20 protein-coding genes, 1 pseudogene and 1 riboswitch are annotated in these 26754 nt (G+C 50.1%); of the genes and pseudogenes, 17 read left to right on the forward strand and 4 right to left on the reverse strand.

Features of this window, described 5'->3' with window-relative positions; genetic code table 11:
- The first annotated feature begins 228 nt into the window (after positions 1-228).
- From DW085_RS09025 to ribE, 10 genes are all read left to right on the forward strand, one after another.
- Complete coding sequence (locus DW085_RS09025; RefSeq protein ID WP_107001291.1) at positions 229-2097, forward strand: TIGR03960 family B12-binding radical SAM protein; 1869 nt, start codon at positions 229-231, stop codon at positions 2095-2097.
- A 13-nt stretch (positions 2098-2110) separates the two neighbouring features.
- Positions 2111-2917 (forward strand): TIGR03936 family radical SAM-associated protein, encoded by an 807-nt coding sequence (locus DW085_RS09030; protein ID WP_118471964.1) that lies wholly within the window; start codon positions 2111-2113, stop codon positions 2915-2917.
- A gap of 105 nt (positions 2918-3022) precedes the next feature.
- Entirely contained in the window at positions 3023-4300 is a 1278-nt protein-coding gene (locus DW085_RS09035) for a ribonuclease E/G (RefSeq protein WP_118492322.1), read from the forward strand.
- A 40-nt stretch (positions 4301-4340) separates the two neighbouring features.
- On the forward strand, positions 4341-5702 hold the full coding sequence (locus DW085_RS09040; RefSeq protein ID WP_022359656.1) for an NCS2 family permease: 1362 nt from the start codon (positions 4341-4343) through the stop codon (positions 5700-5702).
- Between the two features lie 670 nt (positions 5703-6372).
- Positions 6373-6510 carry a hypothetical protein gene (locus DW085_RS20530; RefSeq protein WP_347475029.1) on the forward strand — a complete coding sequence of 46 codons (138 nt, stop codon included), beginning with the start codon at positions 6373-6375 and terminating at the stop codon, positions 6508-6510.
- On the forward strand, positions 6474-7763 hold the full coding sequence (locus DW085_RS09045; protein WP_347475042.1) for an MATE family efflux transporter: 1290 nt from the start codon (positions 6474-6476) through the stop codon (positions 7761-7763). The genes DW085_RS20530 and DW085_RS09045 overlap by 37 nt, the downstream gene beginning before the upstream one ends.
- 133 nt (positions 7764-7896) lie before the next feature.
- Positions 7897-8012, forward strand: a riboswitch (FMN riboswitch).
- 363 nt (positions 8013-8375) lie between these two features.
- On the forward strand, positions 8376-9518 hold the full coding sequence (gene ribD, locus DW085_RS09050) for a bifunctional diaminohydroxyphosphoribosylaminopyrimidine deaminase/5-amino-6-(5-phosphoribosylamino)uracil reductase RibD (protein ID WP_117795947.1): 1143 nt from the start codon (positions 8376-8378) through the stop codon (positions 9516-9518).
- A 47-nt stretch (positions 9519-9565) separates the two neighbouring features.
- Positions 9566-10213, forward strand: coding sequence for a riboflavin synthase (locus DW085_RS09055; RefSeq protein WP_107001077.1), 648 nt, complete (start codon positions 9566-9568; stop codon positions 10211-10213).
- Positions 10214-10228: 15 nt separating this feature from the next.
- Entirely contained in the window at positions 10229-11431 is a 1203-nt protein-coding gene (locus DW085_RS09060; protein ID WP_107001076.1) for a bifunctional 3,4-dihydroxy-2-butanone-4-phosphate synthase/GTP cyclohydrolase II, read from the forward strand.
- Positions 11432-11475: 44 nt separating this feature from the next.
- Positions 11476-11946, forward strand: coding sequence for a 6,7-dimethyl-8-ribityllumazine synthase (gene ribE, locus DW085_RS09065; protein ID WP_118492323.1), 471 nt, complete (start codon positions 11476-11478; stop codon positions 11944-11946).
- Between the two features lie 127 nt (positions 11947-12073).
- Here the strand turns inward: ribE and DW085_RS09070 are convergent, their stop codons facing one another.
- From DW085_RS09070 to DW085_RS09085, 4 genes are all read right to left on the reverse strand, one after another.
- Positions 12074-13096 (reverse strand): TAXI family TRAP transporter solute-binding subunit, encoded by a 1023-nt coding sequence (locus DW085_RS09070; protein WP_118492325.1) that lies wholly within the window; start codon positions 13094-13096, stop codon positions 12074-12076.
- A gap of 417 nt (positions 13097-13513) precedes the next feature.
- Positions 13514-14767 (reverse strand): sodium/glutamate symporter, encoded by a 1254-nt coding sequence (locus DW085_RS09075; protein ID WP_107001073.1) that lies wholly within the window; start codon positions 14765-14767, stop codon positions 13514-13516.
- 235 nt (positions 14768-15002) lie between these two features.
- Positions 15003-15692, reverse strand: a complete 690-nt coding sequence (locus DW085_RS09080) for a response regulator (RefSeq protein WP_118492327.1) — start codon at positions 15690-15692, stop codon at positions 15003-15005.
- Positions 15685-17340, reverse strand: a complete 1656-nt coding sequence (locus DW085_RS09085) for an ATP-binding protein (protein ID WP_118492329.1) — start codon at positions 17338-17340, stop codon at positions 15685-15687. The genes DW085_RS09080 and DW085_RS09085 overlap by 8 nt, the downstream gene beginning before the upstream one ends.
- A gap of 539 nt (positions 17341-17879) precedes the next feature.
- Here DW085_RS09085 and gap point away from each other — a divergent pair.
- The 7 genes and pseudogenes from gap (at position 17880) to DW085_RS09120 (ending at position 26678) form a co-directional block, all read left to right on the forward strand.
- A complete protein-coding gene (gene gap, locus DW085_RS09090; protein WP_022359484.1) occupies positions 17880-18893 on the forward strand; it encodes a type I glyceraldehyde-3-phosphate dehydrogenase in 1014 nt (337 codons plus the stop codon).
- Positions 18894-18996: 103 nt separating this feature from the next.
- On the forward strand, positions 18997-20202 hold the full coding sequence (locus DW085_RS09095; protein ID WP_118492330.1) for a phosphoglycerate kinase: 1206 nt from the start codon (positions 18997-18999) through the stop codon (positions 20200-20202).
- Between the two features lie 24 nt (positions 20203-20226).
- On the forward strand, positions 20227-20976 hold the full coding sequence (gene tpiA / locus DW085_RS09100) for a triose-phosphate isomerase (protein ID WP_118492332.1): 750 nt from the start codon (positions 20227-20229) through the stop codon (positions 20974-20976).
- A gap of 166 nt (positions 20977-21142) precedes the next feature.
- Positions 21143-22683: pseudogene (gene gpmI / locus DW085_RS09105) on the forward strand (2,3-bisphosphoglycerate-independent phosphoglycerate mutase).
- Positions 22684-23019: 336 nt separating this feature from the next.
- Positions 23020-23895 (forward strand): DegV family protein, encoded by an 876-nt coding sequence (locus DW085_RS09110; RefSeq protein WP_118492364.1) that lies wholly within the window; start codon positions 23020-23022, stop codon positions 23893-23895.
- A 105-nt stretch (positions 23896-24000) separates the two neighbouring features.
- Complete coding sequence (locus DW085_RS09115; protein WP_347475031.1) at positions 24001-25452, forward strand: ATP-binding protein; 1452 nt, start codon at positions 24001-24003, stop codon at positions 25450-25452.
- A 263-nt stretch (positions 25453-25715) separates the two neighbouring features.
- Positions 25716-26678: a GerMN domain-containing protein gene (locus tag DW085_RS09120; protein WP_107001067.1), complete on the forward strand. Its 963-nt coding sequence runs from the start codon at positions 25716-25718 to the stop codon at positions 26676-26678.
- The last annotated feature ends 76 nt before the right edge of the window (positions 26679-26754 follow it).

Genomic DNA, 26754 nt, shown 5'->3' on the forward strand with positions numbered 1-26754 from the left:
CTGCACATATGCAACAGATTTGTCCGTAAAAAAATGAAAAATCAGAATTGTGCGTATTTCAGAAACAATTTTTTGTTGTAAGAGTGAAAAAAAGTTATGTAAACTGTCTGCAAAAAAATACTTGACAAGAATTTGTATTTTTACGCTTACGGAGAAAAACAAAAAAAGAACTAAAAAACAGCGATGAACACATCGCAAAAAATGAGAAATGTAGGTAAAAATAATTTTATGAGAAAATTAGCATTAAGTGATGAAATCCTTCTCAAGATCTCCCAGCCGGCGCGTTATATTGGCGGCGAGGTGAATATGGTGAAGAAGGATCCGTCGAAGGTAGCAGTCCGGTTTGCCATGTGCTTTCCGGATGTGTATGAGATCGGTATGTCCCATCTGGGCATCCAGATTCTTTATGATATGTTCAACCGCCGGGATGACGTTTACTGTGAGCGCGTTTATTCCCCGTGGATGGACTTAGATCCGATCATGCGGGAGCAGAAGATCCCGCTGTTTGCTGTTGAAAGCCAGGATCCGATCAAAAAATTTGACTTCCTTGGAATTACAATCCAGTACGAAATGTGCTACACCAATATTTTGCAGGTGCTGGAATTATCACAGATTCCGCTCCATGCAGAAGATCGTACCGAGGAGGATCCGATCGTCATCGGCGGCGGTCCGTGTACCTACAATCCGGAGCCGATCGCGCCGTTTTTTGATCTCTTCTATATGGGCGAGGGCGAGGTGGTTTATTTTGACCTGATCGACCGCTACAAGGAGATCAAGGCGCGCGGCGGCAGCCGGAAGGAATTTCTGGAGCAGGCGGCGCAGATTCCGGGTATCTATGTGCCGGGATTTTATGATGTGACATACAAAGAGGACGGCACGATCGAGGCGATGACGCCGAACAACCCGCACGCGCCGCAGACCGTTTCCAAGCAGCTTGTCATGGATATGAGCGATACCTGGTATCCGGAGAAGCCGGTGGTTCCGTATCTGCGCGCGACGCAGGACCGTGTGGTTCTCGAGATCATGCGCGGCTGTATCCGCGGATGCCGTTTCTGCCAGGCGGGCATGGTATACCGCCCGGTGCGTGAGCGCAGCCTGGAGGAACTGAAACGTCTGGCGCGGACGATGCTAAAGAGCACCGGACATGAGGAAATTTCGCTGAGTTCGCTGAGCTCTAGTGATTACACGAAGCTGGAGGGAATCGTCAATTTCCTGATCGACGAGTTTGACGGAAAGGGCGTCAATGTGTCCCTGCCGTCCCTGCGTATTGACGCATTTTCCCTCGATGTCATGAGCAAGGTGCAGGACGTGAAGAAGAGCAGCCTGACCTTTGCGCCGGAGGCGGGATCCCAGCGTTTGCGTAACGTTATCAACAAGGGTCTGACCGAGGAAAACATTTTAAATGGTTCTGCCGAGGCGTTCAAGGGCGGCTGGAACCGCGTAAAGCTCTACTTCATGCTGGGACTTCCGACTGAGACCGTGGAAGATATGCAGGGCATTGCCGAGCTTTCGGAGAAGGTGGCGGAAGTGTACTATGACACGGTTCCGAAGGAACAGCGCCACGGCAAGGTGCAGGTAACCGCCAGCACCTCGTTCTTTGTGCCGAAGCCATTTACCCCGTTCCAGTGGGCGCCGATGTGCACGAAAGAGCAGTTCTTGGAGCGCGCGAGCATCGTCAACCACCGCATGAAAGAGATGTTAAATAAGAAGAGTCTCCGCTATAACTGGCATGAGGCGGATGTGACCGTGCTGGAAGGTGTTCTGGCGCGCGGCGACCGCAAGGTGGCAGCTGTGATTGAGGAGGCATACCGCAAAGGTGCAATCTACGATTCCTGGTCCGAGTATTTCAACAATGATATCTGGATGAAGGCGTTTGAGACTTGCGGCGTGGACATTGATTTCTATACGACGCGTGAGCGAAGCCTTGATGAAGTGTTCCCGTGGGATTTCATCGACGCGGGTGTGACGAAGGATTTCTTGAAACGCGAGTGGGCGAACGCACAGGCGGAAACGGTAACGCCGAACTGCCGGATGCGCTGTTCGGGATGTGGTGTCCGTAAGTACGGCGGCGGAGTCTGTTTCGAAGAACGGGCATGAGGAAGGAGCGGTCATGAAGATACGAATTAAATTTCAAAAACAGGGAACGGTGCGTTTTATCGGTCATCTGGATGTGATGCGTTACTTCCAGAAGGTGATGCGCCGGGCGGAAGTGGATATCCGTTATAGCGAAGGATTCAGCCCGCACCAGATCATGTCGTTTGCGTCTCCGCTCAGCGTGGGGCTTATCAGCCATGCGGAGTATGTGGATATTGATGTCAATTCCAGCGGAAATTCGACCGGGATGGTGCGCCGCTTAAATGAGGTCAGCGCCGAGGGGCTGGAGGTGCTCAGCTACCGCGAGCTTCCGGAGACGGCAAAGAATGCGATGTCGCTGGTGGCAGCTGCTGATTACACATTCTGGTTTAAAGAGGGATTTGCACCGGAGGACGGCAGCAGTGTAGAAGAATTTTTCGGGAAATTCCTGACATTCTGCAAAAACGAGACAATTCCGTTTGTGAAGCAGACGAAAAAGGGCGAGAGAACCGTGGATCTGCGTCCGCTGATCTGTGAGGCGCGAATCGCGGAGCGGAAAGAGTATGTTCCGGCGATGGTCGCAGACTGGTATCCGGATCTGGAAAATGAGACGGTTGAGGAGGAAAAACAGGCAGAAGGAATCTGTGTCTTCCTGCGTCTCTTATCGGGCAGTGCGGCAAACGGAAAGCCGGAGCAGGTATTGCAGGCATTCTATGAGAGCCTGGGGCTGACCTACCGCCCGTTTGCCATTCAGGTCGAGCGCGAGGAGCTGTATGCGGACGAGGGCGCCGAGGGCGCACCGGAATATGTGCCGCTTGAGGCGTATGGAAGCGAGATTGTGTAAATGCTTCAATGTTCATTAAAAGATGAAATGCGAAGCGCCAGCAAAATCCGGCTGCAGGTAGCGCGAAGTGTGAACGGCAGCAAAAAATGAGAGGAGACGAAGAGTTTGGATCAGTTAATAGTGACAAAATGGAAGGATCGAAGCCTGACGGCGCTCCTCTCGGACGGGCACTGCTGGTCGCTGACGCTGGAATCTGGCGATGAAAGCCTGCTGGGGAATATTTACATCGGCAAGGTGAAAAATGTGGTAAAAAACATCAACGCCGCGTTTATTGACCTCGGCGGTGGAAAAACCGGGTATTTCAGCCTGGCGGAAAATCCGGTTCCGCTTTATACAGACGAGCTGAACCAGCTATGTTCATTCGGATATTCTGGAAATTCTGAGAAGAAAGTAAGTCCACGGAAACTAAAAGCTGGAGACGAGCTTCTCGTCCAGGTATCCCGCGACGCCCTGAAAACCAAGGATCCGTCCGTGACCTGCTGTCTGAATTTTCCGGGTACCTATATGGTTCTGACGGTTGGAAAACCGCAGATCGGATTTTCGACAAAAATCAAGGATAATGCCTGGAAAGAGAAGGTGCGGGAGGAACTTCTGACACATAAGGATGAGCGTTTTGGACTGATTGTCCGGACGAATGGGGCGTCGGCTTCCATCGAAACACTCTGTGCAGAAACAGAGAAGCTGAAACAGCAGATGGAAGAACTTTTTGCCCGGGCAGCCTGCCGCACCTGTTACAGCCTTTTAGAGCAGGGTACGCCGCCCTATATCCAGAGTCTTAGGGATGCGAAGAAAGGAACCCTTTCGGAGATCATCACAGATGTGCCGGAGTATGCGAAGAAGATTGAGGCATGGCTGGAGGAAGAGAAGGAAGAGGACAAAGAACAAAAAGAAAATCAGCCCCAGGCAGATAAAAATGAAAGCATAAAACAGGCGATTCCGAAATTGTCCCTATATACAGATGAAAACCTCCCATTAATGAAGCTGTATCGTCTCGAATCCGTCTTAAAAAGCGCCACAGACCGCCGTGTCTGGATGAAATCCGGCGGCTATCTGGTCATCGAGCCAACCGAGGCATTGACGGTGATCGATGTCAATACAGGAAAATATACAGGGAAAAAGACGCCTGCCGAGACGATCTTAAAGATCAACCTGGAGGCGGCGCATGAGGTGGCGCGCCAGCTTTCCCTTCGCAATCTTTCCGGTATTATTATTGTGGATTTTATCGATATGGAATCGAAAGAAGATCAGGAGACGCTGATGCGGACGCTCGGGGAAGAGCTTTCCCGTGACCCGGTCAAAACGATCCTGGTGGATATGACGCGGCTTGGGCTGGTGGAGATCACCCGCAAAAAGGTGCGCCGTCCGCTTCATGAGATTTTGTAGCGGTTGAATCATAGAATGAAAAACACAAGGAGAAGAAAAGATGTTTGAAAAAGTATTTAAGCTATCCGAGCATCAGACGACCGTAAAGACGGAAGTCATGGCTGGAATTACGACCTTTATGACGATGGCGTACATTCTGGCAGTCAATCCGAGCATCCTCGGATCGACCGGCATGGACCCGACTGCGGTGCTTCTGGCTACGGCTCTGGCATCATTCATCGGTACTGCCTGCATGGCATTTATGGCGAACCTGCCGTTCGTTCTGTCCGCAGGCATGGGACTCAACGCGTATATGGCGTATACGGTGTGCGCGGGCTATGGCTATAGCTGGCATGTTGCACTGCTGGCTGTATTTGCAGAGGGTCTGATCTTCATCGTGCTGTCTCTGACAAACGTGCGCGAGGCGATCTTCAATGCGATTCCGTTGACTTTAAAGCGCGGTGTGTCCGTCGGTATCGGTCTGTTCATTGCATTTATCGGTCTTCAGAATGCGGGACTTTCAGTAGACTCTTCCACACTGGTAACGATCATCAGCTTCCCGGAAAATTTCCATACCGCAGGTATCTGCGCGCTGCTGGCGCTGATCGGTCTGTTTATCATGGCGGTTTTATACACCTACCGCGTGAAGGGCGCGATTCTGTACGGCATTTTGGGAACCTGGATTCTCGGTATGCTGTGCCAGGTAACCGGCATTTACACACCGGACGTAGAGAATGGTTTCTACACCCTGTTCCCGACCCTGGGAATCACCGATTTCTCCAAACTGGGAGAGACATTTGGTAAATGCTTTACCGTTGACTTCGATGCAGTTGGAATTATCAATTTTATCGTAGTTATTTTCTCATTCCTGTTTGTAGATATTTTTGATACACTTGGAACATTAATCGGTGTAGCAACCAAGGCAGACATGCTGGACGAGGAAGGCCGTCTTCCGGGTATCCGTCCGGCGCTGATGGCAGATGCGATCGCAACTTCCTTTGGTGCGGTATTAGGTACTTCCACAACGACTACCTTCGTTGAGTCTGCATCGGGTGTTGCAGTCGGCGGACGTACCGGTCTGACTGCCCTGGTATCGGCACTCCTGTTCCTGCTTTCTACCCTGTTTGCACCGATTTTTACGGCGATCCCGTCCTTTGCGACGGCTCCGGCATTAATCATGGTTGGCTTCCTGATGGTGGGAACTGTAACTGAAATTCGTTTCGATGAGGACAATATCACCGAGGCAATCCCGGCATATCTGGCAATCATCGCCATGCCGTTGTTCTACAGCATTTCCGAGGGTATTTCCATGGGAATTATCTCTTATGTGCTTTTGAATGTGGCAGCAGGAAAAGCAAAGAAGATCACTCCGCTTATGTATGTGCTGGCGGTGCTCTTCGTTCTCAAATACATTTTCCTGTAACAACTTGTAATAATTTAACCCCTGAAAACTTGACGAAAACAGGTTTTCATAATAAAATAGTCTATATCAAAAAAAGTTTTTAAAATTTTTTTTGATTAACGTGCAATAAAATGCGTATGCAGCGCATTAACTTATTGAACGGATGAAAATCATTCCCGCGCGGAAGAACGCGGACAGAGACGAACAAAAACAAATCAAGTTACTCGAAATTCCTTGATGCATTACACTCCGTTACGAACTGTCCAAGATTTTCTGCTGGGATCTTTTCGGTATCGGTTGACAACCAGCAACCGATATTGGGTAAAAAGCGCCGGACCTGCTTGCAGTGCCGCGCTTTTTACTGTACAAAAAAGGGGTAATTTTTATCAGGAATATCTCATTGACATTTTGGCGGGCAGACGGTATAAAGGACAGAGGGTAACTGTTCACAGGTAGGAATTTTCTGAACTGAAAATTCCGTACGATACAGTTCTGGCAGCAGATTTTGCCGATTTGGAATGCGCAGCATCGGCAAAATCCCGTTGCTGGGCACACGTGTGTGAACAGTAACGACAGAAGAGGGAGTAGACTCTGGCGAAAGAAACACGCATGGAACCAGTTCTGGGAGGAAAAGTTAAGAAAACATGAAAACAAAACAGCAGGGCGGGTTTCATACGGAGGTGGGATACATATGAAGATAGAAAATGATTTGGGGCGGGACGATATCCGGCGGCTGGTGCTCCGTCTGGCGATTCCTTCGAGCTGGCGCAGTTTATCAATGTGCTTTACAGCGTGGTCGATCGAATCTATATTGGAAATATCCCAGTGATCGGGGAGACAGCGCTTGCGGGTGTCGGTGTCAGCGGACCGATTGTGACGCTGATCTCGGCGTTTGCCTATCTGGTCGGTGTGGGCGGCTCGCCGCTCATGAGCATCCGTATGGGTGAGGGACAGAATGAGAAAGCGAAAAAGATTCTGGCGAACAGCTTCTGGATGATTGTCGGGCTGTCGTCGGTTCTGACGTTGGTTCTGTTTGTATTTAAACGAGAAATTTTGACGCGGTTTGGTGCGAGTGAGGCGATTCTGCCGTATGCGGAATCGTACTTTACGATCTATCTGTTGGGAACGGTCTTTGCGCTGCTTTCGATCGGAATGAACCAGTTTATTATCTGCCAGGGATTTGCGCGGATCGGAATGATTTCGGTGGCGCTCGGTGCGGTAACGAATATTGTGCTGGATCCAGTGTTTATTTTTGTGTTTGACATGGGCGTGGCAGGGGCGGCGTTTGCCACGGTTCTGTCACAGTTTGCGTCGGCGGCCTTTGTCCTTCGTTTCCTGCGAGGAAATCGCGTGCTTCTGCGGCTTGAATTTGAATGTCCGCAGGTGAAGACAGTCTGTAAGATTGCGCTGATGGGACTGTCGCCATTTTTGATTATCGCATTTGACAATGTGCTGATCATTTCGCTCAATACGGTAATTCAGATGTATGGCGGCGCGGAGGCGGACATGCTTTTGACCTGTACGACAATCGTGCAGAGCTTTATGCTGATCGTGACGATGCCGCTCGGAGGCATTACATCGGGAACGGGGGCGATCCTGGGCTTCAATTTCGGCGCGGGACGCCCGGATCGGATCCGGAGCGCACAGAAGTATATCACATTGCTGGCGGTGGTGCAGTGCAGCATCATGTTCCTGTTTTCACGGACGCTGGCGCAGTATTTTGTGTATCTCTTTACGCGCAATGAGTCCTATGTGGAACTGACCGTCTGGGCGATCCGGGTCTACACGATGGGGATTATTCCGCTGGCAGTCCAGTATGAGGTCGTAGATGGATTTACCGGAATGGGCGTGCCGTCAGTGGCGATCTCACTGTCAATGTTCCGGAAACTGCTGTACCTGGTCAGCGTGTTCCTGATTCCGGTGTTTGCGGGAGTTGAAAATGTTTTCTACGCAGAAGTGGTATCGGATTTCGGCGGAACGACGGTGTCGGTGATCGTGTATCTTCTTTTGATTGGGCGCATTATGGGGCGCTGTGTAGAGCGCGCTAAATTGAACGGGAAAGCAGTGGAAGCAGACACTTGAGGCGGCGCTTAAAATGGCTGAAAATGTATGTCAGATAACGCTGTCATCCATCAATAAATGAAAAAATAATGGATTGACAAACGGATTCTCTGGATCTATAATGCAATACAGATAATGAATGACAACAAAATAACGATATCTTCAGGGCAGGGTGTAATTCCCGACCGGCGGTAAAGTCCGCGAGCGCATGGCGCATGATTTGGTGCAATTCCAAAACCGACTGTATAGTCTGGATGAAAGAAGAGAAAACGTAAATAAAAACGGCGGTGCCGGGAAGCTTCCAGATACACTCCCCCGGATGATGGATATGGCGGATATATACCGCTATGGCAAAAGAGAGAGAAAAGTCATCGAGAATGGATGTAAAAAAATATTTACGATAATTAATATCATGAAAGATATTATAAAATAGAAATTATAAGCCCTGAGATGTGAAAATAAAAGTATTTCACATTTCAGGGCTTTTTTGTTTCAATAGAAAATTGTATCATATGAAACAAAAAACGCTCCGTGAGGATGCACACTTGCGCGAAGCAGAAATATGTCGCAGGCGACCGCGTCGGTGCGAGAATGTGCTTGGCACATTCTTTTGATAGAAAGGTGGGGAAAAAGATGGAACGAATCCATGTAAAGGTTCCCGGTGAGCAGCCACAGGATCGGGAATATATGAAGCAGGCGTTAGCACTGGCAGAAAAAGGGCACGGATGGGTCAATCCGAATCCGATGGTCGGCGCGGTGCTGGTAAAGGATGGACACATCATCGGCGAGGGATATCATACACGATATGGACAGCTTCATGCAGAACGGGAGGCATTTAAGAATGCGGCAGAGCGGGGCGAAGAGACGGCGGGAGCAGATTTGTATGTGACGCTGGAACCCTGCTGTCACACCGGAAAACAGCCGCCGTGTACGGAAGCGGTGCTGGCATCCGGGGTGAAGCGAGTGATTGTCGGCTGCACGGATCCGAATCCGGTGGTGGCAGGGCGCGGCATCCGGCTTCTGAGGGAAAAAGGGCTGGAAGTGGTGGCCGGAGTTTTACGCGGGGAGTGTGAACGGCGGAATGAGGTGTTCTTCCATTTTATGCGGACGAAACTTCCGTTTACGGTGCTGAAATACGCGATGACACTCGACGGAAAGACAGCGACGGTGTCGGGTAAATCCCAGTGGATCACGGGCGAGGCGGCGCGGAAGCGGGTGCATGAGGACCGCGGGCGTTATATGGCGATTCTGACTGGCGTTTCGACGGTGCTGGCGGACAATCCGCAGCTGACCTGCCGGATTCCGGGAGGAAAAAATCCGATCCGGGTGATTGCAGATACGAAGCTTCGGACACCGCTTTCATCGACCGTGGTACAGACCGCGCGGGAGACACCGACCTGGATTGTGACGGCGGTATCGGATGCCGGAAGGAAGAAAGCATATGAGGACGCCGGCTGTCGTGTTTTAAGTGTCCCGGCAAAAGAGGGAGAACTGGATTTGCAGGCGATGATGCAGCGGCTGGGCGAGGAGAAAGTGGACAGCGTGATGGTCGAGAGCGGCGGGACGCTGGCATGGTCGTTTTTAAAGGCAGGGCTTGTGAACCGGGTGCAGGCGTACATTGCTCCGAAGATTTTCGGAGGTGCAGGCGCCCCGACCCCGGTGAGGGGAACCGGCGTGGATGCGCCGCCGGAGGCATTTCTTCTTAAAAAGCCGGAGGCAGTGTGGCTGGGAGAGGATCTGCTGCTGGAATATGAAGTGTCCGGTCGAGATGCATGAGGCGGTGTTAGAATGGGAAAAAATTGCTGATTTGAAAAGGAGAAAAGATGTTCACAGGAATCATAGAGGAAGTGGGAAGGATCCGCGCGATTGAGCGCCAGGCAGTCTCGGCACGGCTGACGGTTGCGGCGTCCAAGGTGCTCTCGGATGTCCATCTGGGTGACAGCATTGCGGTCAACGGTGTGTGTCTGACGGTCACGTCATTTGGGAGAGATTATTTCTGTGCGGATGTGATGCATGAGACGCTGAACCGTTCGTCCCTGGGGGCGCTGGGTGTCAAAAGCCCGGTCAATCTGGAGCGGGCGATGCTGGCTGGCGGACGGTTTGGCGGACATATCGTCTCCGGTCACATCGACGGAACCGGAACCATCCGGGATGTGCGCCGGGATGGAAATGCCGTCTGGTATACGATTCAGGCCCCAGAACCGATTCTGCGGCTGATTGTGGAAAAAGGATCGATCGCGATCGACGGAATCAGCCTGACGGTCGCACGGGTGGATCACGTATCATTTTCCGTTTCCATCATCCCGCATACGCTGCAGGAGACAGCGCTAGCGTTTAAGCGGGCAGGCGATATCGTCAATCTGGAAAATGACTGCATTGGAAAGTATGTGGCGAAGCTGATAGGAGTGGAAGAAGAGGATAAGGCAGGAAAGGGCATGACAAGAGAATTTCTGCAGCGGTATGGATTTTAATAGAGGAGGAGAACAATGAAGCAGTTTGATACAGTTGAAAAGGCTCTGGACGAGCTGAAACAGGGACATTTAATCCTGGTTACGGATGACGAGGATCGCGAAAACGAAGGCGATCTTATCTGCGCGGCAAGTTTTGCCACGACAGAAAATGTCAATTTCATGGCGACGCATGCGAAGGGCTTAATCTGTATGCCGATGAGCGCAGAAATCTGCCGGAAGCTGCAATTCCCACAGATGGTGATGGATAACACGGATAACCATGAGACGGCGTTTACCGTATCGATCGACCATAAAACGACGACCACCGGCATTTCCGCTGAGGAGCGCGGTATTACGGCGCGTGCGTGTGTCGATCCGGACACAAAGCCGGAGGATTTCCGCCGCCCGGGACATATGTTTCCGCTGATGGCGAAGAAAAACGGCATTCTGGAGCGCAACGGCCACACAGAGGCGACGGTAGATCTGATGCGGCTTGCAGGGCTGCCGGAATGCGGTCTGTGCTGCGAGATTATGCGCGAGGATGGAACGATGATGCGGTCGGAAGAATTATTTGCGATGGCAGAACAATGGGGGCTGGCGATGATTTCCATTAAACAGCTGCAGGAGTACCGCAAGAGACATGAAAAACTGGTCGAGTGTGTGGCAGAGACGCGGATGCCGACGAAATATGGCGAATTCCGCGCGTATGGCTACCTGAATCTCTTAAATGGAGAACACCATGTGGCACTCGTCAAGGGCGATATCGGAGATGGGAAAGATGTACTCTGCCGCGTGCATTCGGAGTGCCTGACCGGCGATGCATTTGGTTCTCTGCGCTGCGACTGCGGACAGCAGCTTGCGTCGGCGATGACACAGATTGAGAAAGAGGGACGAGGCGTTCTCCTCTATATGCGGCAGGAGGGACGAGGCATCGGACTTTTAAATAAGCTGCGCGCTTACAAGCTGCAGGATGGCGGCATGGACACGCTGGATGCGAACCTTGCGTTGGGATTTAAAGGCGATCTGCGGGAATACTACATTGGGGCGCAGATTTTAAAGGATCTGGGAATCAAGACGCTTCGTCTTTTGACCAATAACCCTGATAAGGTATATCAGCTTTCGGATTTTGGCATGGAAATCAAAGAGCGCGTGCCGATTCAGATGGAGGCGACGCCGTATGATGGATTTTACCTGAAAACAAAGCAGGCGCGGATGGGACATATTTTGAATTTTAAATAGAAAAAGTGACAGGCGAAAATAGATCGTCGGAAAGGATGGTACTTATGCGTACATTTGAAGGAAACGTAGTAGCGGAAAATAATATGAGGATCGGAATTGTGGCGGCACGATTCAATGAGTTTATCACCTCGAAATTGGTTGCAGGCGCGCAGGATGCGCTGCGCCGTCACAATGTCTCGGAGGAGGACGTAGATGTTGCGTGGGTTCCAGGTGCTTTTGAGATTCCGCTGATTGCGTCAGAGATGGCGAAGTGCGGAAAGTATGATGCAGTGATCTGCGTGGGTGCAGTTATCCGTGGAAGCACAAGCCATTATGATTATGTGTGCAGCGAGGTTTCGAAAGGAATCGCACAGGTTTCTCTGACAAGCAGCGTGCCGGTTATGTTCGGTGTGCTGACGACGGATACGATCGAGCAGGCGATCGAGAGAGCGGGAACAAAGAGCGGAAATAAGGGATTTGACTGCGCGACGGGAGCAATCGAGATGGTGAATTTGCTGCGGGAGATCCGGAAGTAAAAATAATCAGGTAATCGGGCATCGAAAAAGCCAGGACTGCGGAATGCTGCAGCCCTGGCTTTTTTGTCTTAGGGAAATTCGTCCATGCGCCAGGTTTTGGTGTTACCTGTTTTTGTTTGCTATCATGTTACTCTGTTTTCAACAGCCCCTGTTCCGTATAATATTTCTCAGCTCCCGGATGCAGCGGAATAGGAAGTTGGCTGCATATATATTCCGGATCAGATAAGTTACTTAAGGATGGGTGGGCGCTGATCAGTTCTTCACGGGATTCGTCGAGAATCTTGGTGATGGTGTAGACCAGCTGTTCGTCCATGGATGCGTCCACGCAGAGAAGGCATTTGATTCCGAAAGTTTTCAGCGTCTCGGTTTGTCCCGGATAGGTACCGGCTGGGACGGTGGCGCGGACGTAGAAGGGGTTGGCTGCAAGAATTTTTTGCAGTTCCTTGTCAGTGTACTTCAGCAGGCGGCAGGGCGTCTGGCTGGCCAGGTCGGTCAGGCTGTGGACCGGGATTCCGGCGAAGCTGTGGACGGCGTCGAGTTTATCGTTTAAGACAGAGTCCACGCTGGCGGAGAAGCTGTAGTTTTCAAGGGCAGTGTTGGCAATAGTGAGCCCGGCTGCCTTGAGAGCGGTGCGGGCGGAAAGATCCGTGGTGGATCCTTCTGGCCCGACGGCAATGTGGTGTCCGGCGAGTTCATGAACGTAGGAGATATGCTCGGATTCCGGCGCCATCCAGGTGGACAGGCTTGAATAGACGGCCCCGATCGCCCGCAGGGATTCGACCGGATGATCGGAAAATTTGTCCGTTCCCTGATAGGCGGAAAATGCCACATCGCCGCTGACCAGTCCCATATCAAATTGTCCGTTTTTGATATTTTCCACGTTCGTGTAGGAACCGTTGGAGGCGCTTAAATTGACCTTGAGCTGTTCATCATGTCCGCTTAAAACAGAGGCGATGGCACTGCCAATTGGGTACATGGTTCCGCCGCTGTCGGCAGTTCCGATGGTCAGAACGTGCAGCTCTTCATCTGCTTCGCTGGGATGGTCGTTGACCCGCGCATCTGCGGCGGTGCTGCCGGAACAGCCGGAAAGTCCGAGCAGGAAGGTAAGAAGCATCATTGGTGCGAATTTTACCAGTTTTTTTATTTTCATAGATCTCACCTTTTCGTAGTTTATCAGTATATAGAAAAAAACGCAGCGGTTCTGTCGAATGCTGCCTTAGCGATTAAAAGAATATTAAAACTCTATAAAAAGTATAACACAAAAAACATTGATAAGACAAGACCAAGGAAGAGGAAAATATAAATGTAACTGTTCACAGGTAGGCACTTTTGGAACCGAAAGTGCCGTAAGAAAACGTGGTGGCAGCAGGAATTTGCCGTATTTAAATGCGAAGCCACGGCAAATTCCGTTACTGGGCACGTATGCGTGAACAGTAACAAAAAAGAGCGTCCGGTTTATGTGGGGGAACCGGACGCTCTTCTTTCAGGTTACATTTTCAATTGAGCTTTAGGTATGTTGTTATATAAAAGATGTCTTATATGAAGCGTTCCTATCTCGTCTCAGTGATTATTTTGTAATCAGGCTGGAGAAGATGGAAAGGAAAATCGGGTTGTAAATATCGTCGATGATAACTGCGAAGGACGGATACAGAACCCAAGCAACGGTGTGCCATCCATACTGATCCATAACGGCTTTCTCGTTTGCTACTGCGTTCGGACCTGAACCACAGCCCCATCCACAGTTACCAGCTGCCATAACAGCTGCACCGTAATCGCGGCCAAATACGTTGAAGGATACGAAGATTGCAAAGAGTGCCATCAGGATAGCCTGTGCAAGGAGGATGATACCCATCTGACCAGCTACCGGAGCCAGCTTTGTGATATCGATGGTCATCAGAACCAGTGCCAGGTAGAGTTCCAGGAACATATGCTCGATAGCGTCGATCTCCGGAACCGGGAATTCGATACCAGCTGCATCCATGATGTTTCTTGCGATAGCACCTGCGAACAGACAGCCGATGAATTTCGGCATCTCGATCATCGGGATGTTGTCTAACAGGCAGTAGATCGGCATACCAAGTGCTGCTACAAGCAGAGACAGGGCAAATGCTTTGATCATACGAGTGTTGTTAAGAACAGCTGCTGAACCTGCTTTTGCGGATTCCGGTCTGTCGTTCGGGTCAGATTTCAGACCGTGACGGGAAATCAGGAAAGCTGCAACCGGACCACCGATTAAGGAACCCATGATGTTGCCCATAGTACCGGCTGCTACACCGACTGTGGTTGCATCCGGAGCACCCATGTTCTCGAAGATAGGACCAAATGCAGAAGCAGTACCAACACCGCCGGACATAGCTGAGGAAGAACACTGCAGAGCCAGAAGCGGATGAAGACCGATAGCGCTGCCTACCAGGTAACCAACGACATCCTGTAAGGTAATCAGGACACAGGCTGCAACTGCGATTGCGATACAAAGCTTTCCGCCTGCATGCTTTAACATCTTGTAGCTGAAGCCGAAACCTACGCACAGGAAGAATAAGTTCTGGCATAAGTCTTTCACGATTTTTGCATCAAAGGAAAAACCGATGATTCCGGAACCCTTGATGATAGATACAACAACAGAAAAGATGATACCGGAGATAACCGGAGCCGGTATAGCATATTTTCTGAGCAGGGCGCTGTGAGCGACAATCGCGCGTCCTAAGAAGATAACGATGGCTGCGAAACCAAGTGTGGTCAGATACTCGAACTGGAATGTTGCGATGGCACCGTCCGCTGCCGGTGTGTAAGTTCCAAAGTATCCCATAATGTGTTCTAACATAGAACTTCCCTCCATTCTTTTTTAAGAATTTGTTTATTTCTTTTATAAGCAGTTTATAAGATTGAAAAAGGGAAGTCAATTTATGTAATTTTAAATACAGTTTTGTAAGTATTGTAAATAAAAATGACTATAAGAAAGCGACTGCAGTATAGATACGGTTCTATGATGAATCTGTACAGCTGTAGCCGCGAAAAGGCAGGAAAAACCTGTATATTGCTGGAAAACGAAGTGGTTCTTATTTTCCGGAAAATCTATATTTAATAGAAGGGCGTCCACCGGTCTGGTAATCGATCATGCTGACCAGTTCGTTGGTTTCGACTAAGTAATTTAAGTACCGCCGGACTGTAATACGGGACAAATGAACCTGTTCCGAAATCTGTTCGCTGGACCAGACCTCCTCCGGATGTTCGGAGAGAAAGAGACGGATCAGTCCAAGGGTGCGTTCATTTAGGCCCTTTGTCAGCGGAGCGCTCTGGGAGGAGACATCCGGGACGGAGAAGAGGCGGTCGATCTCCGCCTGTCCCAGGTCAGAAGCGGATGCCGATGTTTTCAATTCCTCCTGACGTTTCGCAAATCGTTCCAGGGCAGCTTTGAAACGGTCATATTCAAATGGTTTGACGAGATAATCGGTGACGCCGCGGGAAATAAGCCGGCGGACGGTCTCTGCGTCGGTGGCAGAGGTTACCATGATGATCGCAGGGGTCATGCCAGCCGCGTGGAGCTGGTCGATAAATTCGTCGCCGTTCATCTGAGGCGTGTAGTAGTCGAGAATAATCAGGTCAACCGTGCAGTTCTGCAGATACTGCAGGGCAAGGATGCCGTTTTTGAAAGTTGCCTCCACGTGAAAAGAGGAGGTCAGTTCGACATACTGTTTATTGATGGATGCAACCATCGGATCATCTTCTATAATAATGACTTTATACATTAGATTCTGTCTCCTTTCGGGTAAATGTCAGGGTGAAGCAGGTGCCCTCGCCAGGCTCTGTGTCGATATCGATGGTTCCGCCGTACTCCTCCATCAGCTCATGAACCAGAAAAAGCCCGGTTCCGCGGTTCTCGCCCTTGGAGGAAACACCTTTTTCGAAAATATGATCGAGCAGCTCCGGCTGTATGCCGTGCCCGGTGTCCTCGCAGGTGATGATGTTGACGTCTGGGCGGCAGTAGATGCCGATGTGGATCTCGCGCGGGCTTTCAGATGCGTTAATGACATCCGGACTGGCGGTGTGATCGTGGCTTAGCTCTTCAATGGCATTTTCCATCAGATTGCCGAGAATGGTGACAAATCCTTCCACCGGGATCAGCAGATCATGGTCGCGGCAGGTGCTGTCGGGGCTGACCTGCAGGCGGATGCCAAGCTCAGCGGCGTGCATCATTTTCCCGATCACAAGCGCACAGATTTTCGGAACGCGGATGCAGTTGGCTGTCTCACGGACGGACTGGCTGGAGACAAGGCTGCTGTTGGTGATAAAATTCATCGCCTGCTGAATCTCCCCGGTCTGTAGGTAGCCGAGAATGATGTGCAGCTTATTTAAAAATTCATGGTTGAACGCGCGCAGCGTGTCCAACATATTGTGGGCGCCGGAAAGCTCGTCGGAGAGACGCAGGAGGTCGGTGCGGTCAAATAAAACGATGAGGACACCCCGGCGCGCCTGTTTGCCGCGTCCATGGATTGGCACCTCCTTGACGATGAGCTGGCGTCCGGCGAAGCTGATGCTCTCGTGCGTTACACTTTCGCCGGTTTTTATGACCTGATCGAAAGCGGTCTGTGGAAACAATTCCTGAATCGTTAAGTGGGTGAGCGGAGGGTCGTTTGCAGGACGACCGAGTATTGTGGAAACTTTCTGGTTGGCAAAGAGAATTCTGCCGTCCAGATCGGTTGCGGCAAGTCCCTCGTCGATCATATTCATGACCTCATCCTGGCGGGTATAAATATTGACGAGTTCTTCCGGGTCATATCCCAACAGGGAGTCGCGCAGCAGGGAGAACATTGTGTGCGTCAGGGAAATGCTGACGATCATCATGATCAGGAATATAATTATATAAAAGAACAGCAGACTGCGGTGCTGGGCGGACAGAGTAGCGGTGAACAGGGAAACCATCACAAAACCGACGATTTCTCCGCCGCTGTTTTTTACTGCGTGAAAGGCGCGTCGCTGCATGCCGTGCGTGCCGTAGCCGGTTGTGATATATGGATCGCTTCCTGCCAGAATAGCGTCCTCGTCACCTGCCACGTAGGAATCGCCGGTTTTCAGACGGTTCGTGTGGTAAAAGCGCAGTCCGTTTTTATCACTGATGACGATGACATTGATGTCTGGTATATTCGAAGAAAGAGAATCCAGGTCGCGGGTCACGGTGGAATCAGGATAGCCGTTTTCCAGCATGGCGGCGACATCCGGAATTGCAGCAATATAAGAAGCAGTACCGCTGATCAGCTTGTCCATATCCTTTCGCTGCCTGGAAATATCAAAAAACAGAGTAAAACCAAGTGAGATGAGCACCAGGGTAGCGGAAAGGAGCAGAAAGGATCGGTACAGATTCTGTTCCAGCGCTGATTTTCCTTCCTTTATCTTCATATATAAAACCTCCGGAATTTATTTGATGTAGGAAATGAGTTGATCCGGTCTGCAAAATGTGTAAACCAAAACGATGATTAAAGTTATTATAGTAAAAAAAGAAACGATCTGCAAGAAAGTGTGAAGGTTTACAAGGCGCCGGATGGCGAATTGCAAAGTGGCCGGGTTATTGTTCACGGGTAAGCACTTTTGGAACCGAAAGTGCCGTAAGAAAACGTGGTGGCAGCAGGAATTTGCCGTATTCAAATGCGAAGCCACGGAAAAAGGTTGAAAAACAAGAAGAGATCGATTAAAATGAGAATAGTTCGAATTAGAGCATTTGGTTAAAAAATTATGCAAAATTAAGGCTGTCAGCACAAAATTCCATTTAAGGTATGACAATCCGTCGAAGTTGTGCGCAGCAAGAGAGAAAATACTGAATATTTGCTGCAAAATTTACAAAAAACCACTTGCTATTTTAGGAAAAGTTGGGTACAATACAAACAGGGTTGATTAATATTTAACAATCATGAAGATGAATTTCTAGGAGGAATGAGATCATGGCAGTAAAAGTTGCAATTAATGGTTTTGGTCGTATTGGTCGTCTGGCTTTCAGACAGATGTTTGGCGCTGAGGGTTACGAAGTCGTAGCTATCAACGATCTGACAAATCCGAAAATGTTAGCTCACCTGTTAAAGTATGATTCTGCTCAGGGCAGATACGATGGACATACGGTAGAAGCTGGCGAAGATTATATTGTAGTAGATGGCAAGAAGATTACTATCTACGCAAAGGCAAACGCTGCTGAACTTCCGTGGGGCGAGATTGGTGTAGACGTAGTTCTGGAGTGTACCGGATTCTATACATCCAAGGCAAAAGCACAGGCACATATCGATGCAGGCGCTAAGAAAGTCGTTATCTCCGCACCGGCAGGCAATGACCTTCCGACTATCGTATACAATGTAAACCACAAGACACTGAAACCGGAAGATAAGATTATCTCCGCAGCATCCTGTACAACTAACTGCCTGGCTCCGATGGCTAAGGCATTAAACGACTATGCTCCGATTCAGTCCGGTATCATGTCCACCATTCACGCTTACACAGGCGATCAGATGATTCTGGACGGACCGCACAGAAAAGGCGATTTAAGAAGAGCAAGAGCAGGCGCTGTCAACATCGTTCCGAACTCCACCGGTGCTGCAAAAGCGATCGGTCTGGTTATTCCGGAATTAAACGGCAAGCTCATCGGTTCCGCACAGCGTGTTCCGGTTCCGACTGGTTCCACTACCATTCTGACAGCCGTTGTTAAGAAAGCTGACGTTACCAAGGAAGCTATCAACGAGGCTATGAAGGCAGCTCAGACTGAGTCCTTCGGCTACAACGAGGATGAGATCGTTTCTTCCGATATCGTAGGTATCCGCTATGGTTCCCTGTTTGATTCTACACAGACTATGGTATCTCCGATCGGTGATGACTTATATCAGGTACAGGTTGTTTCCTGGTATGACAACGAGAACTCCTACACAAGCCAGATGGTTCGTACAATCAAATACTTCGCAGAGCTGGCATAATTTTATCGATTCGATAGAAAATCATAAGGATTCAAGATGGGTCCGGTCCTCGGTCGGGACCGGACCTGTTTTTTATTCTTTTATAATGTAAAGGAGACAGGATATGCTGAATAAAAAATCCGTGGATGATATCAATGTAAAGGGCAAACGCGTTCTGGTACGCTGTGATTTCAACGTACCGTTAAAAGAAGGAAAGATCACCGATGAAAACCGTCTGGTGGCAGCGCTTCCGACGATCAAAAAACTGATTGCGGACGGCGGAAAGGTAATTCTCTGCTCCCATCTTGGCAAACCGAAGGGAGAGCCGAAGCCGGAGCTGTCTCTGGCACCGGTAGCCGTTCGTCTGTCTGAACTTCTGGGACAGGAAGTGAAATTTGCAGCCGATCCGGAAGTGGTTGGACCGAACGCAAAGGCAGCCGTTGAGGCGATGAAGGATGGCGAGGTTGTTCTGCTTGAGAACACCCGTTACCGTGCCGAGGAAACCAAGAACGGTGAGGCGTTCAGCAAGGATCTGGCATCCCTGTGTGATGTCTATGTGGACGATGCATTTGGTACTGCACACCGCGCACACTGCTCAAACGTAGGCGTGACCCAGTATGTGGACACCGCAGTAGTTGGTTACCTGATGCAGAAAGAGATCGATTTCCTTGGAAATGCAGTGGATAACCCGGTCCGCCCGTTCGTTGCCATTTTAGGCGGCGCGAAGGTAGCCGATAAATTAAACGTTATCTCCAACCTGCTGGAGAAGTGCGACACGCTGATCATCGGCGGCGGCATGGCATTTACCTTCTTAAAAGCACAGGGCAAGGAGATTGGTAAATCCTTAGTCGATGATACAAAGTTAGATTATTGTCGTGAGATGGTAGAGAAGGCGGCGAAGCTTGGCAAGAAACTGCTTCTTCCGGTTGATGCAGCTGTAGCAGCATCCTTCCCGGATCCGATCGATGCACCGATCGAGGTACAGAATGTATCGGTTGACGCTATCCCGGCTGACACGATGGGACTTGACATAGGACCGGAAACTGCAAAGCTGTATGCAGACACCGTAAAATCTGCTAAGACAGTTGTATGGAACGGACCGATGGGTGTATTTGAGAACCCGACTCTTGCCCAGGGTACAATCGCAGTTGCAAAAGCACTGGCAGACACCGAAGCGACCACAATCATCGGTGGCGGCGATTCTGCAGCAGCGGTCAACCAGCTTGGATTTGGCGATAAGATGACCCATATTTCTACCGGCGGCGGCGCTTCCCTGGAATTCTTAGAGGGAAAGGAGCTTCCGGGTGTAGCGGCAGCGAATGATAAATAAATAGAAAAGAGGAATAGAATAGTCATGGCTAGAAGAAAGATCGTAGCAGGCAACTGGAAAATGAACATGACGCCGTCGGAGGCAGTAGCTCTGGTAGAGCTTCTGAAACCGCTCGTTATTTCGGAAGATGTAGACGTTGTATTCTGTGTACCGGCGATTGATATTATCCCGGTTGTAAAAGCGTGTGAGGGAACTAACATCGCAGTCGGTGCTGAAAATATGTATTTCGAGGAGAAAGGTGCTTACACCGGCGAGATTTCCCCGAATATGCTGACCGATGCAGGCGTCAAATACGTGATTATCGGACATTCCGAGCGCAGAGAATACTTTGCAGAGACCGATGAGACGGTCAATAAGAAGGTACTGAAAGCATTTGAGCACGGTCTGACCCCGATCATCTGCTGCGGCGAAACTCTGACCCAGAGAGAGCAGGGCATCACGCTTGACTGGATCCGCCAGCAGATCAAGATTGCATTCCAGAATGTAACCGCAGAGCAGGCAAAGACAGCTGTGATCGCATACGAGCCAATCTGGGCGATCGGTACCGGCAAGGTAGCGACCACCGAGCAGGCTGAGGAAGTGTGCGGCGCGATCCGTGCGTGCATCAAGGAAGTGTACGATGAGGCGACCGCAGAGGCGATCCGCATTCAGTACGGCGGTTCCGTATCTGCAGCATCGGCTCCGGAGCTGTTTGCACAGCCGGATATCGATGGCGGTCTGGTAGGCGGCGCATCCTTAAAGGCAGATTTTGGAAAGATTGTAAATTATAAATAAGAGATGAGCAAAAGGGGGCTGTCGCACGTGTGAGGCGTGGCAGTCCCCTTTTTGCCAGTAAAAAAAGAAGGTGAAGGTTTTGAACTGAAACAATCAAAATTGTTGGTTCATCCGGTTGTTTCAGAAAAAACGGTTCATTTCATGGAAGGAAAGGAAGAAGAAAGAGATGAAAAAAAAGCCAACCGTATTAATGATTCTCGATGGATATGGCATGAGAGATACCTGTGAGCACAATGCCGTGTGTGAGGCGAAGACACCGATCATGGATCAGCTGATGAGCCAGTGCCCGTTTGTGCGCGGCAATGCCAGCGGTCTGGCGGTCGGTCTGCCGGACGGACAGATGGGTAACTCGGAGGTTGGACATTTAAATATGGGTGCCGGACGTATCGTATACCAGGAGCTGACCCGTATCACGAAATCAATCGAGGATGGCGATTTCTTTGAAAATCCGGAATTTCTGGCAGCCGCAGACACCTGCAAGAAAAATGATTCCGCCCTGCATCTGTTTGGACTGGTATCAGACGGCGGCGTTCACAGCCATCTGACCCATTTATTCGGACTTCTGGAGTTTGCAAAACGTCAGGGACTTAAAAAAGTGTATGTGCACTGCTTCCTGGACGGACGTGATACACCGCCGACCTCCGGCAAGGAGTTCGTAACAGAATTAGAGAAGAAGATGCAGCAGCTTGGCGTCGGCGAGGTGGCTTCCGTGATGGGACGCTACTATGCGATGGACCGTGATAAAAACTGGGATCGTGTCCAGAAAGCTTACGATGTGCTGACAAAGGCAGAGGGTGAGAAGGCAGAAAGTGCGTGTGCAGGCATTCAGGCATCCTATGATAAAGAGGTAAACGATGAGTTCGTCGTACCGTTCTATGTAGAGAAGAACGGAAAGCCGGTTGCAACGATTCAGGATGGCGATTCCGTCATTTTCTTCAACTTCCGTCCGGACCGTGCAAGAGAGATCACCCGCGCATTCTGCGAAGAGGGATTTACCGGATTTGCGAGAGAGAAGAAGCTTGACCTGACATTTGTATGCTTTACCGATTACGATGAGACGATCGGGAACAAGCTGATTGCGTTCAAGAAGGAAGAGATTAAGAACACGTTTGGAGAGTTCCTGGCGGCGCACCATATGACGCAGGCACGTATCGCCGAGACCGAGAAATATGCACACGTAACATTTTTCTTCAACGGCGGCGTGGAAGAGCCGAACGAGGGCGAGGACCGCATTCTGGTTCCGTCTCCGAAGGAGGTTCCGACCTACGACCTGAAACCGGAGATGAGCGCACCGATCGTGTGCGATAAGCTGGTGGAGGCGATTGAGTCCGGCAAATATGATGTCATCATCATCAATTTTGCAAACCCGGATATGGTAGGCCACACGGGCGTGGAGTCGGCTGCGATCAAGGCGATTGAGACCGTCGATGCCTGCGTAGGACGTGCAGTTGAAGCCATCAAGCAGCCGGAGGCGTTCTCTTTATCTGCGCCGATCACGGTAATGCAGAGGTGATGGTTGATGAGGCAACCGGCGAGCCGTGGACCGCTCACACGACCAATCAGGTACCGTTTGTCCTGGTCGGCGCTGACCCGGCGTACAAGCTGCGCGAGGACGGACGCCTCTGCGATATCGTGCCGACGCTGATTGAACTGATGGGACTTGAGAAGCCGAAGGAGATGACGGGAGAGTCGCTGTTGGTGAAATAGGGAGAATTTTCGAATATATTAGGAAAGTATAAATATAACCGTCAATAAGAATCGGGAAAACTGCCATAAAGCAAGAAAAGATCATGAACAGAGAAATGGTCGGGGCTTGTTTTGTGGCAGTTTTTTGTTCACAGGTAGGAATTTTCTGAACTGAAAATCCCGTGAAAATCCCGTTACTTCTCTCTTCCATTTCATAAGAAAATAGGATAAAATAAAATCATCTATGTGAACCGCTCGGAGGCTGTTCCAGGGCAGACATTTTTAGAAAAGAAAGTGTTATGCGGAAAGGAAAATGGGATGGCAGCAGATTCACAGGGAAAACAGGAGGAAACAAGCATGAAGGTAGCGGTTGTTACAGACAGCAACAGCGGAATTACACAGGCACAGGCGAAAGAGATGGGCGTATATGTCCTGCCGATGCCGTTTATGATTGATGGAACCGAGTATCTGGAAGATATAAATTTGACACAGAAGGAATTTTACGAGCATCTGAGCGGGGATCACGATGTGAGCACATCCCAGCCGTCCCCGGAGACGATCTTAAATCTCTGGGAAAAACTTTTGGAGGAATACGATGCAGTTGTGCACATCCCGATGTCCAGCGGGCTTTCGAGCTCCTGCCAGACGGCAAAGATGCTGGCAGAGGATTTCGACGGAAAAGTACAGGTGGCGGATAATCACAGGATTTCCGTGACCCAGCGCCGTTCGGTGCAGGATGCGCTTGACATGGCGGCAGCCGGCATGGACGCGGAGGCGATCTGCAAAAAGCTGGAAGAGACAGGTTTGGATTCAACTATTTATATCACGGTTGACACATTAAAATATCTGAAAAAGGGCGGTAGAATCACACCAGCGGCAGCAGCGCTCGGAACACTTCTCCGTTTAAAACCGGTTCTGACGATACAGGGCGAGAAGCTGGACGCATTTGCGAAGGCGCGGACGATGAAACAGGCGCGTTCCATGATGATCACGGCGATCACCCGCGATCTGGAAAATCGGTTTGATGATATGACGGGAGAAAAAACGTATATTGATGTAGCGCATACCGACAATGATGAGATGGCGCAGGAGCTGGCAGCCGAGCTTCGGGAACTTTTCCCGGAGACGGAAGTCCGTGTAGAGCCGCTGTCCTTAAGTGTAGCCTGCCATATCGGACCGGGAGCGCTGGCGATTGCGGCAACGAAGAAGCTTGAAATCGGATCGTTGTTGTGAGAAACGCAGTTACGGAGCAGCATTTCGGGGTTAAAGTTCACAGCCAATGTCAGTAAGTTAAGCAACGCAAAGAGCGTGTGAACTGTAATCGTTCAGGACAGGAACATGAGAAGAATAGCAGAACATAAAAGAAAGATATGGAAAGCGATGGAGCACACGATTGGGATGCGAATCCCGCTGTTCCTTGCCTTTCTGATCCTGACGCTGGTTCCGCTTCTGGTACAGGTTCGTTTTACATCGGGGTATTTTTACCAGAGCCACGTGGAAGAACGGATGGCGGAAGCGCAGAACCGGTGTCTGATTTTAGCAAACAAGATACGCAGCAGTGATTATATCAATGTACTGCTGTCGGGAAATCCAAATCTGGCGCTGGATGCGGAACTTAGTACAACGGCGGATCTGATGAACGGAAGAATCGTGCTGGTGGACGACAGCTTTAAGATTTTGAAAGACACATTTGGTCTTTCCAGAGGGAAAACGCTGGTTGTATCGGATGTGTTAAAGGCATTTGACGGGGAAACTTCCAGCTATCTGAACCAGAAGAAAAAGTATTTCTATGTAGCGCAGCCGATTCAGGCAAAAAGCACGGATGCAGCGCCGATCGATTCGGATGTGGCAGCCGGAAATGGGAAAAATACGGCAGGCGTGCAGGGAGTCCTTCTTCTGATGGCGTCCACGGAAAATTCGGCGCTTTTGCAGGAGAAAATTGTGCATAAGACGGGATTTTTGCAGCTCGTTATGTTCTGTTTTATTCTGATCGCAGATTTATTGGCGGCGGCTTGCCTGCTGAAACCATTCCGCCGCCTGCAGCAGCAGCTCGATATGGTGGCAGAGGGAAATCTGGATCAGGATATTGATGTAAAAACGTACCGGGAGACGCGGGACATTTCGGAGGCAGTCATGCAGACCATCCGGAAACTGAAAAACCTGGATCAGTCGCGTCAGGAGTTTGTTTCCAACGTGTCGCATGAGCTGAAAACACCGCTGACTTCGATAAGAGTGCTGGCGGATTCTCTGATGGGGATGGAGAACGCCCCGGCGGAGCTATATCAGGAGTTTATGCAGGATATTTCGGCGGAGATTGACCGCGAGGGCAAGATTATCGATGATCTGCTGACGTTAGTCAAAATGGATAAATCATCGCCGGATCTGAATATTGCCCAGACTTCGATCAATGGTCTTCTGGAACAGATTTTAAAACGTCTGACCCCGATCGCGAAGCGGCGGAACATTGAGATCACGTATGAGAGCAAGCGGGAAGTATCGGCGGATGTGGACGAGGTAAAATTGAGCCTGGCACTTTCGAACCTGGTGGAAAATGCCATCAAGTATAACCGCGAAGAGGGAAAAGTCTGGGTGACGCTGGATGCTGACCACAAGTTCTTTTATGTGAAGGTGGAGGATAATGGCGTGGGAATCCCGAAGGAATTTCAGGAGCGCGTATTTGAGCGTTTTTACCGTGTAGATAAGGCGCGCTCACGCGAGACAGGCGGTACCGGGCTGGGGCTTGCGATCACGAAGAATATTATTCTTCTTCATCAGGCGCGATCCGCCTGAAGAGTGAAGAAGGCAAGGGAGCAACCTTTACGGTGCGGATTCCGTTGAATTATATTCCGTAGACAGCGTGGTTCTGGGCGGTTTAGAGGTTCGAGAGGGTTGCTGGTGCTGCGGTGTTCGAATATTTCGGTGTTTGAATGCTGCAGTGTTCGGATGTTTCAGTGTTTGAATGTTGCAGTATTTGAGGGTTGCAGTGTTCGAATGTGCGGTCAGGGCAATGTCTATTGTGAGATAGATTGCAAAATAACAACAGGAAATAATAAATGGAGAAAATAAGAAAAAAAAGCTCTGGAAAATGGGCAGGAAGCGTAAGTTTGTGGCTGATCCTTTGCCTGGCATGTCTGCTTCTTCTGAGCGGATGCCGAAAAAAAGAAGAGGTGCATCCGACGGCGGGTGAGGACGGCGTCTATCAGATTTATTATCTCAATTCGACGCGCACGGGGCTGGCGAGTGTTTCCTATCAGACGGAGACGGCGGACGCTGAGATCCTGATCGGGGAGCTGGCGGGGCAGATCCTTGCGGCACCGGAAAACCCGGAGTATCAGGCAGTTTTAAGCGATAAGGTTGAATTCCTGGATATTAACCGGGACAATAACGTGCTGACGTTGAATTTTAATCAGGAATATATGAATACGAAAGCGTCGCGGGAGATTCTGTGCCGGGCGGCGCTGGCAAAGACCTTTACACAGGTTAAGGGAGTCGATTATATCAGCATTAATTGCGAGGGACAGCCGCTCCTGGACACACATGGAAACCCGGTGGGCGCGATCGCAGGAAGTGATTTTGTAGACAGTATTTCGGATGTCAATTCGTATGAAAAAGTAGAGCTGACCCTGTATTTTGCCAATGAAGAAAAAGATGGTCTGGTGGCAGAAAAACGGGAAGTATTTCACAGTATGAACACGTCGCTGGAACGCCTGGTAGTGGAACAGCTACTGGCAGGTTCCCAGAATGGCGGGCTTTCAGTGATGCCGAAAAATACAAAGGTATTAAACGTATCACTGACAGATAATACCTGCTATGTCAACCTGGATAGCAGTTTTATTTCCGGGGATATCGATGTGGCGGAGTATATTCCGATTTACGCGATCGTCGATTCGCTGACAGAGCTTCAGACGGTAAATAAAGTACAGATCACGGTCAATGGCTCGGCAGATGTGACGTACCGGAATGTGATTTCGCTGGTGCAGCCTCTGGAGAGAGAGGAGAAGTATATTGTGAAGTAACTGTCAGACAGAATGTATATGCCATATTTGGAAGAGAGCAGCAATGGGATTTTGTTGATGTTTTGTAGAATACAGG

This window comes from Clostridium sp. AF50-3, assembly GCF_003477445.1.
Lineage (GTDB): Bacteria > Bacillota > Clostridia > Lachnospirales > Lachnospiraceae > Otoolea > Otoolea fessa.

Excerpts from the sequence above, each read along its gene's own strand:
- DW085_RS09025 (WP_107001291.1), top strand. The coding sequence starts at position 229 with ATGAGAAAATTAGCATTAAGTGATGAAATCCTTCTCAAGATCTCCCAG.
- DW085_RS09030 (WP_118471964.1), top strand. The coding sequence starts at position 2,111 with ATGAAGATACGAATTAAATTTCAAAAACAGGGAACGGTGCGTTTTATC.
- DW085_RS09040 (WP_022359656.1), top strand. The coding sequence starts at position 4,341 with ATGTTTGAAAAAGTATTTAAGCTATCCGAGCATCAGACGACCGTAAAG.
- DW085_RS20530 (WP_347475029.1), top strand. The coding sequence starts at position 6,373 with ATGAAGATAGAAAATGATTTGGGGCGGGACGATATCCGGCGGCTGGTG.
- ribD (WP_117795947.1), top strand. The coding sequence starts at position 8,376 with ATGGAACGAATCCATGTAAAGGTTCCCGGTGAGCAGCCACAGGATCGG.
- DW085_RS09055 (WP_107001077.1), top strand. The coding sequence starts at position 9,566 with ATGTTCACAGGAATCATAGAGGAAGTGGGAAGGATCCGCGCGATTGAG.
- DW085_RS09060 (WP_107001076.1), top strand. The coding sequence starts at position 10,229 with ATGAAGCAGTTTGATACAGTTGAAAAGGCTCTGGACGAGCTGAAACAG.
- ribE (WP_118492323.1), top strand. The coding sequence starts at position 11,476 with ATGCGTACATTTGAAGGAAACGTAGTAGCGGAAAATAATATGAGGATC.
- DW085_RS09070 (WP_118492325.1), bottom strand. The coding sequence starts at position 13,096 with ATGAAAATAAAAAAACTGGTAAAATTCGCACCAATGATGCTTCTTACC.
- DW085_RS09075 (WP_107001073.1), bottom strand. The coding sequence starts at position 14,767 with ATGTTAGAACACATTATGGGATACTTTGGAACTTACACACCGGCAGCG.
- DW085_RS09080 (WP_118492327.1), bottom strand. The coding sequence starts at position 15,692 with ATGTATAAAGTCATTATTATAGAAGATGATCCGATGGTTGCATCCATC.
- DW085_RS09085 (WP_118492329.1), bottom strand. The coding sequence starts at position 17,340 with ATGAAGATAAAGGAAGGAAAATCAGCGCTGGAACAGAATCTGTACCGA.
- gap (WP_022359484.1), top strand. The coding sequence starts at position 17,880 with ATGGCAGTAAAAGTTGCAATTAATGGTTTTGGTCGTATTGGTCGTCTG.
- DW085_RS09095 (WP_118492330.1), top strand. The coding sequence starts at position 18,997 with ATGCTGAATAAAAAATCCGTGGATGATATCAATGTAAAGGGCAAACGC.
- tpiA (WP_118492332.1), top strand. The coding sequence starts at position 20,227 with ATGGCTAGAAGAAAGATCGTAGCAGGCAACTGGAAAATGAACATGACG.
- DW085_RS09110 (WP_118492364.1), top strand. The coding sequence starts at position 23,020 with ATGAAGGTAGCGGTTGTTACAGACAGCAACAGCGGAATTACACAGGCA.
- DW085_RS09115 (WP_347475031.1), top strand. The coding sequence starts at position 24,001 with ATGAGAAGAATAGCAGAACATAAAAGAAAGATATGGAAAGCGATGGAG.
- DW085_RS09120 (WP_107001067.1), top strand. The coding sequence starts at position 25,716 with ATGGAGAAAATAAGAAAAAAAAGCTCTGGAAAATGGGCAGGAAGCGTA.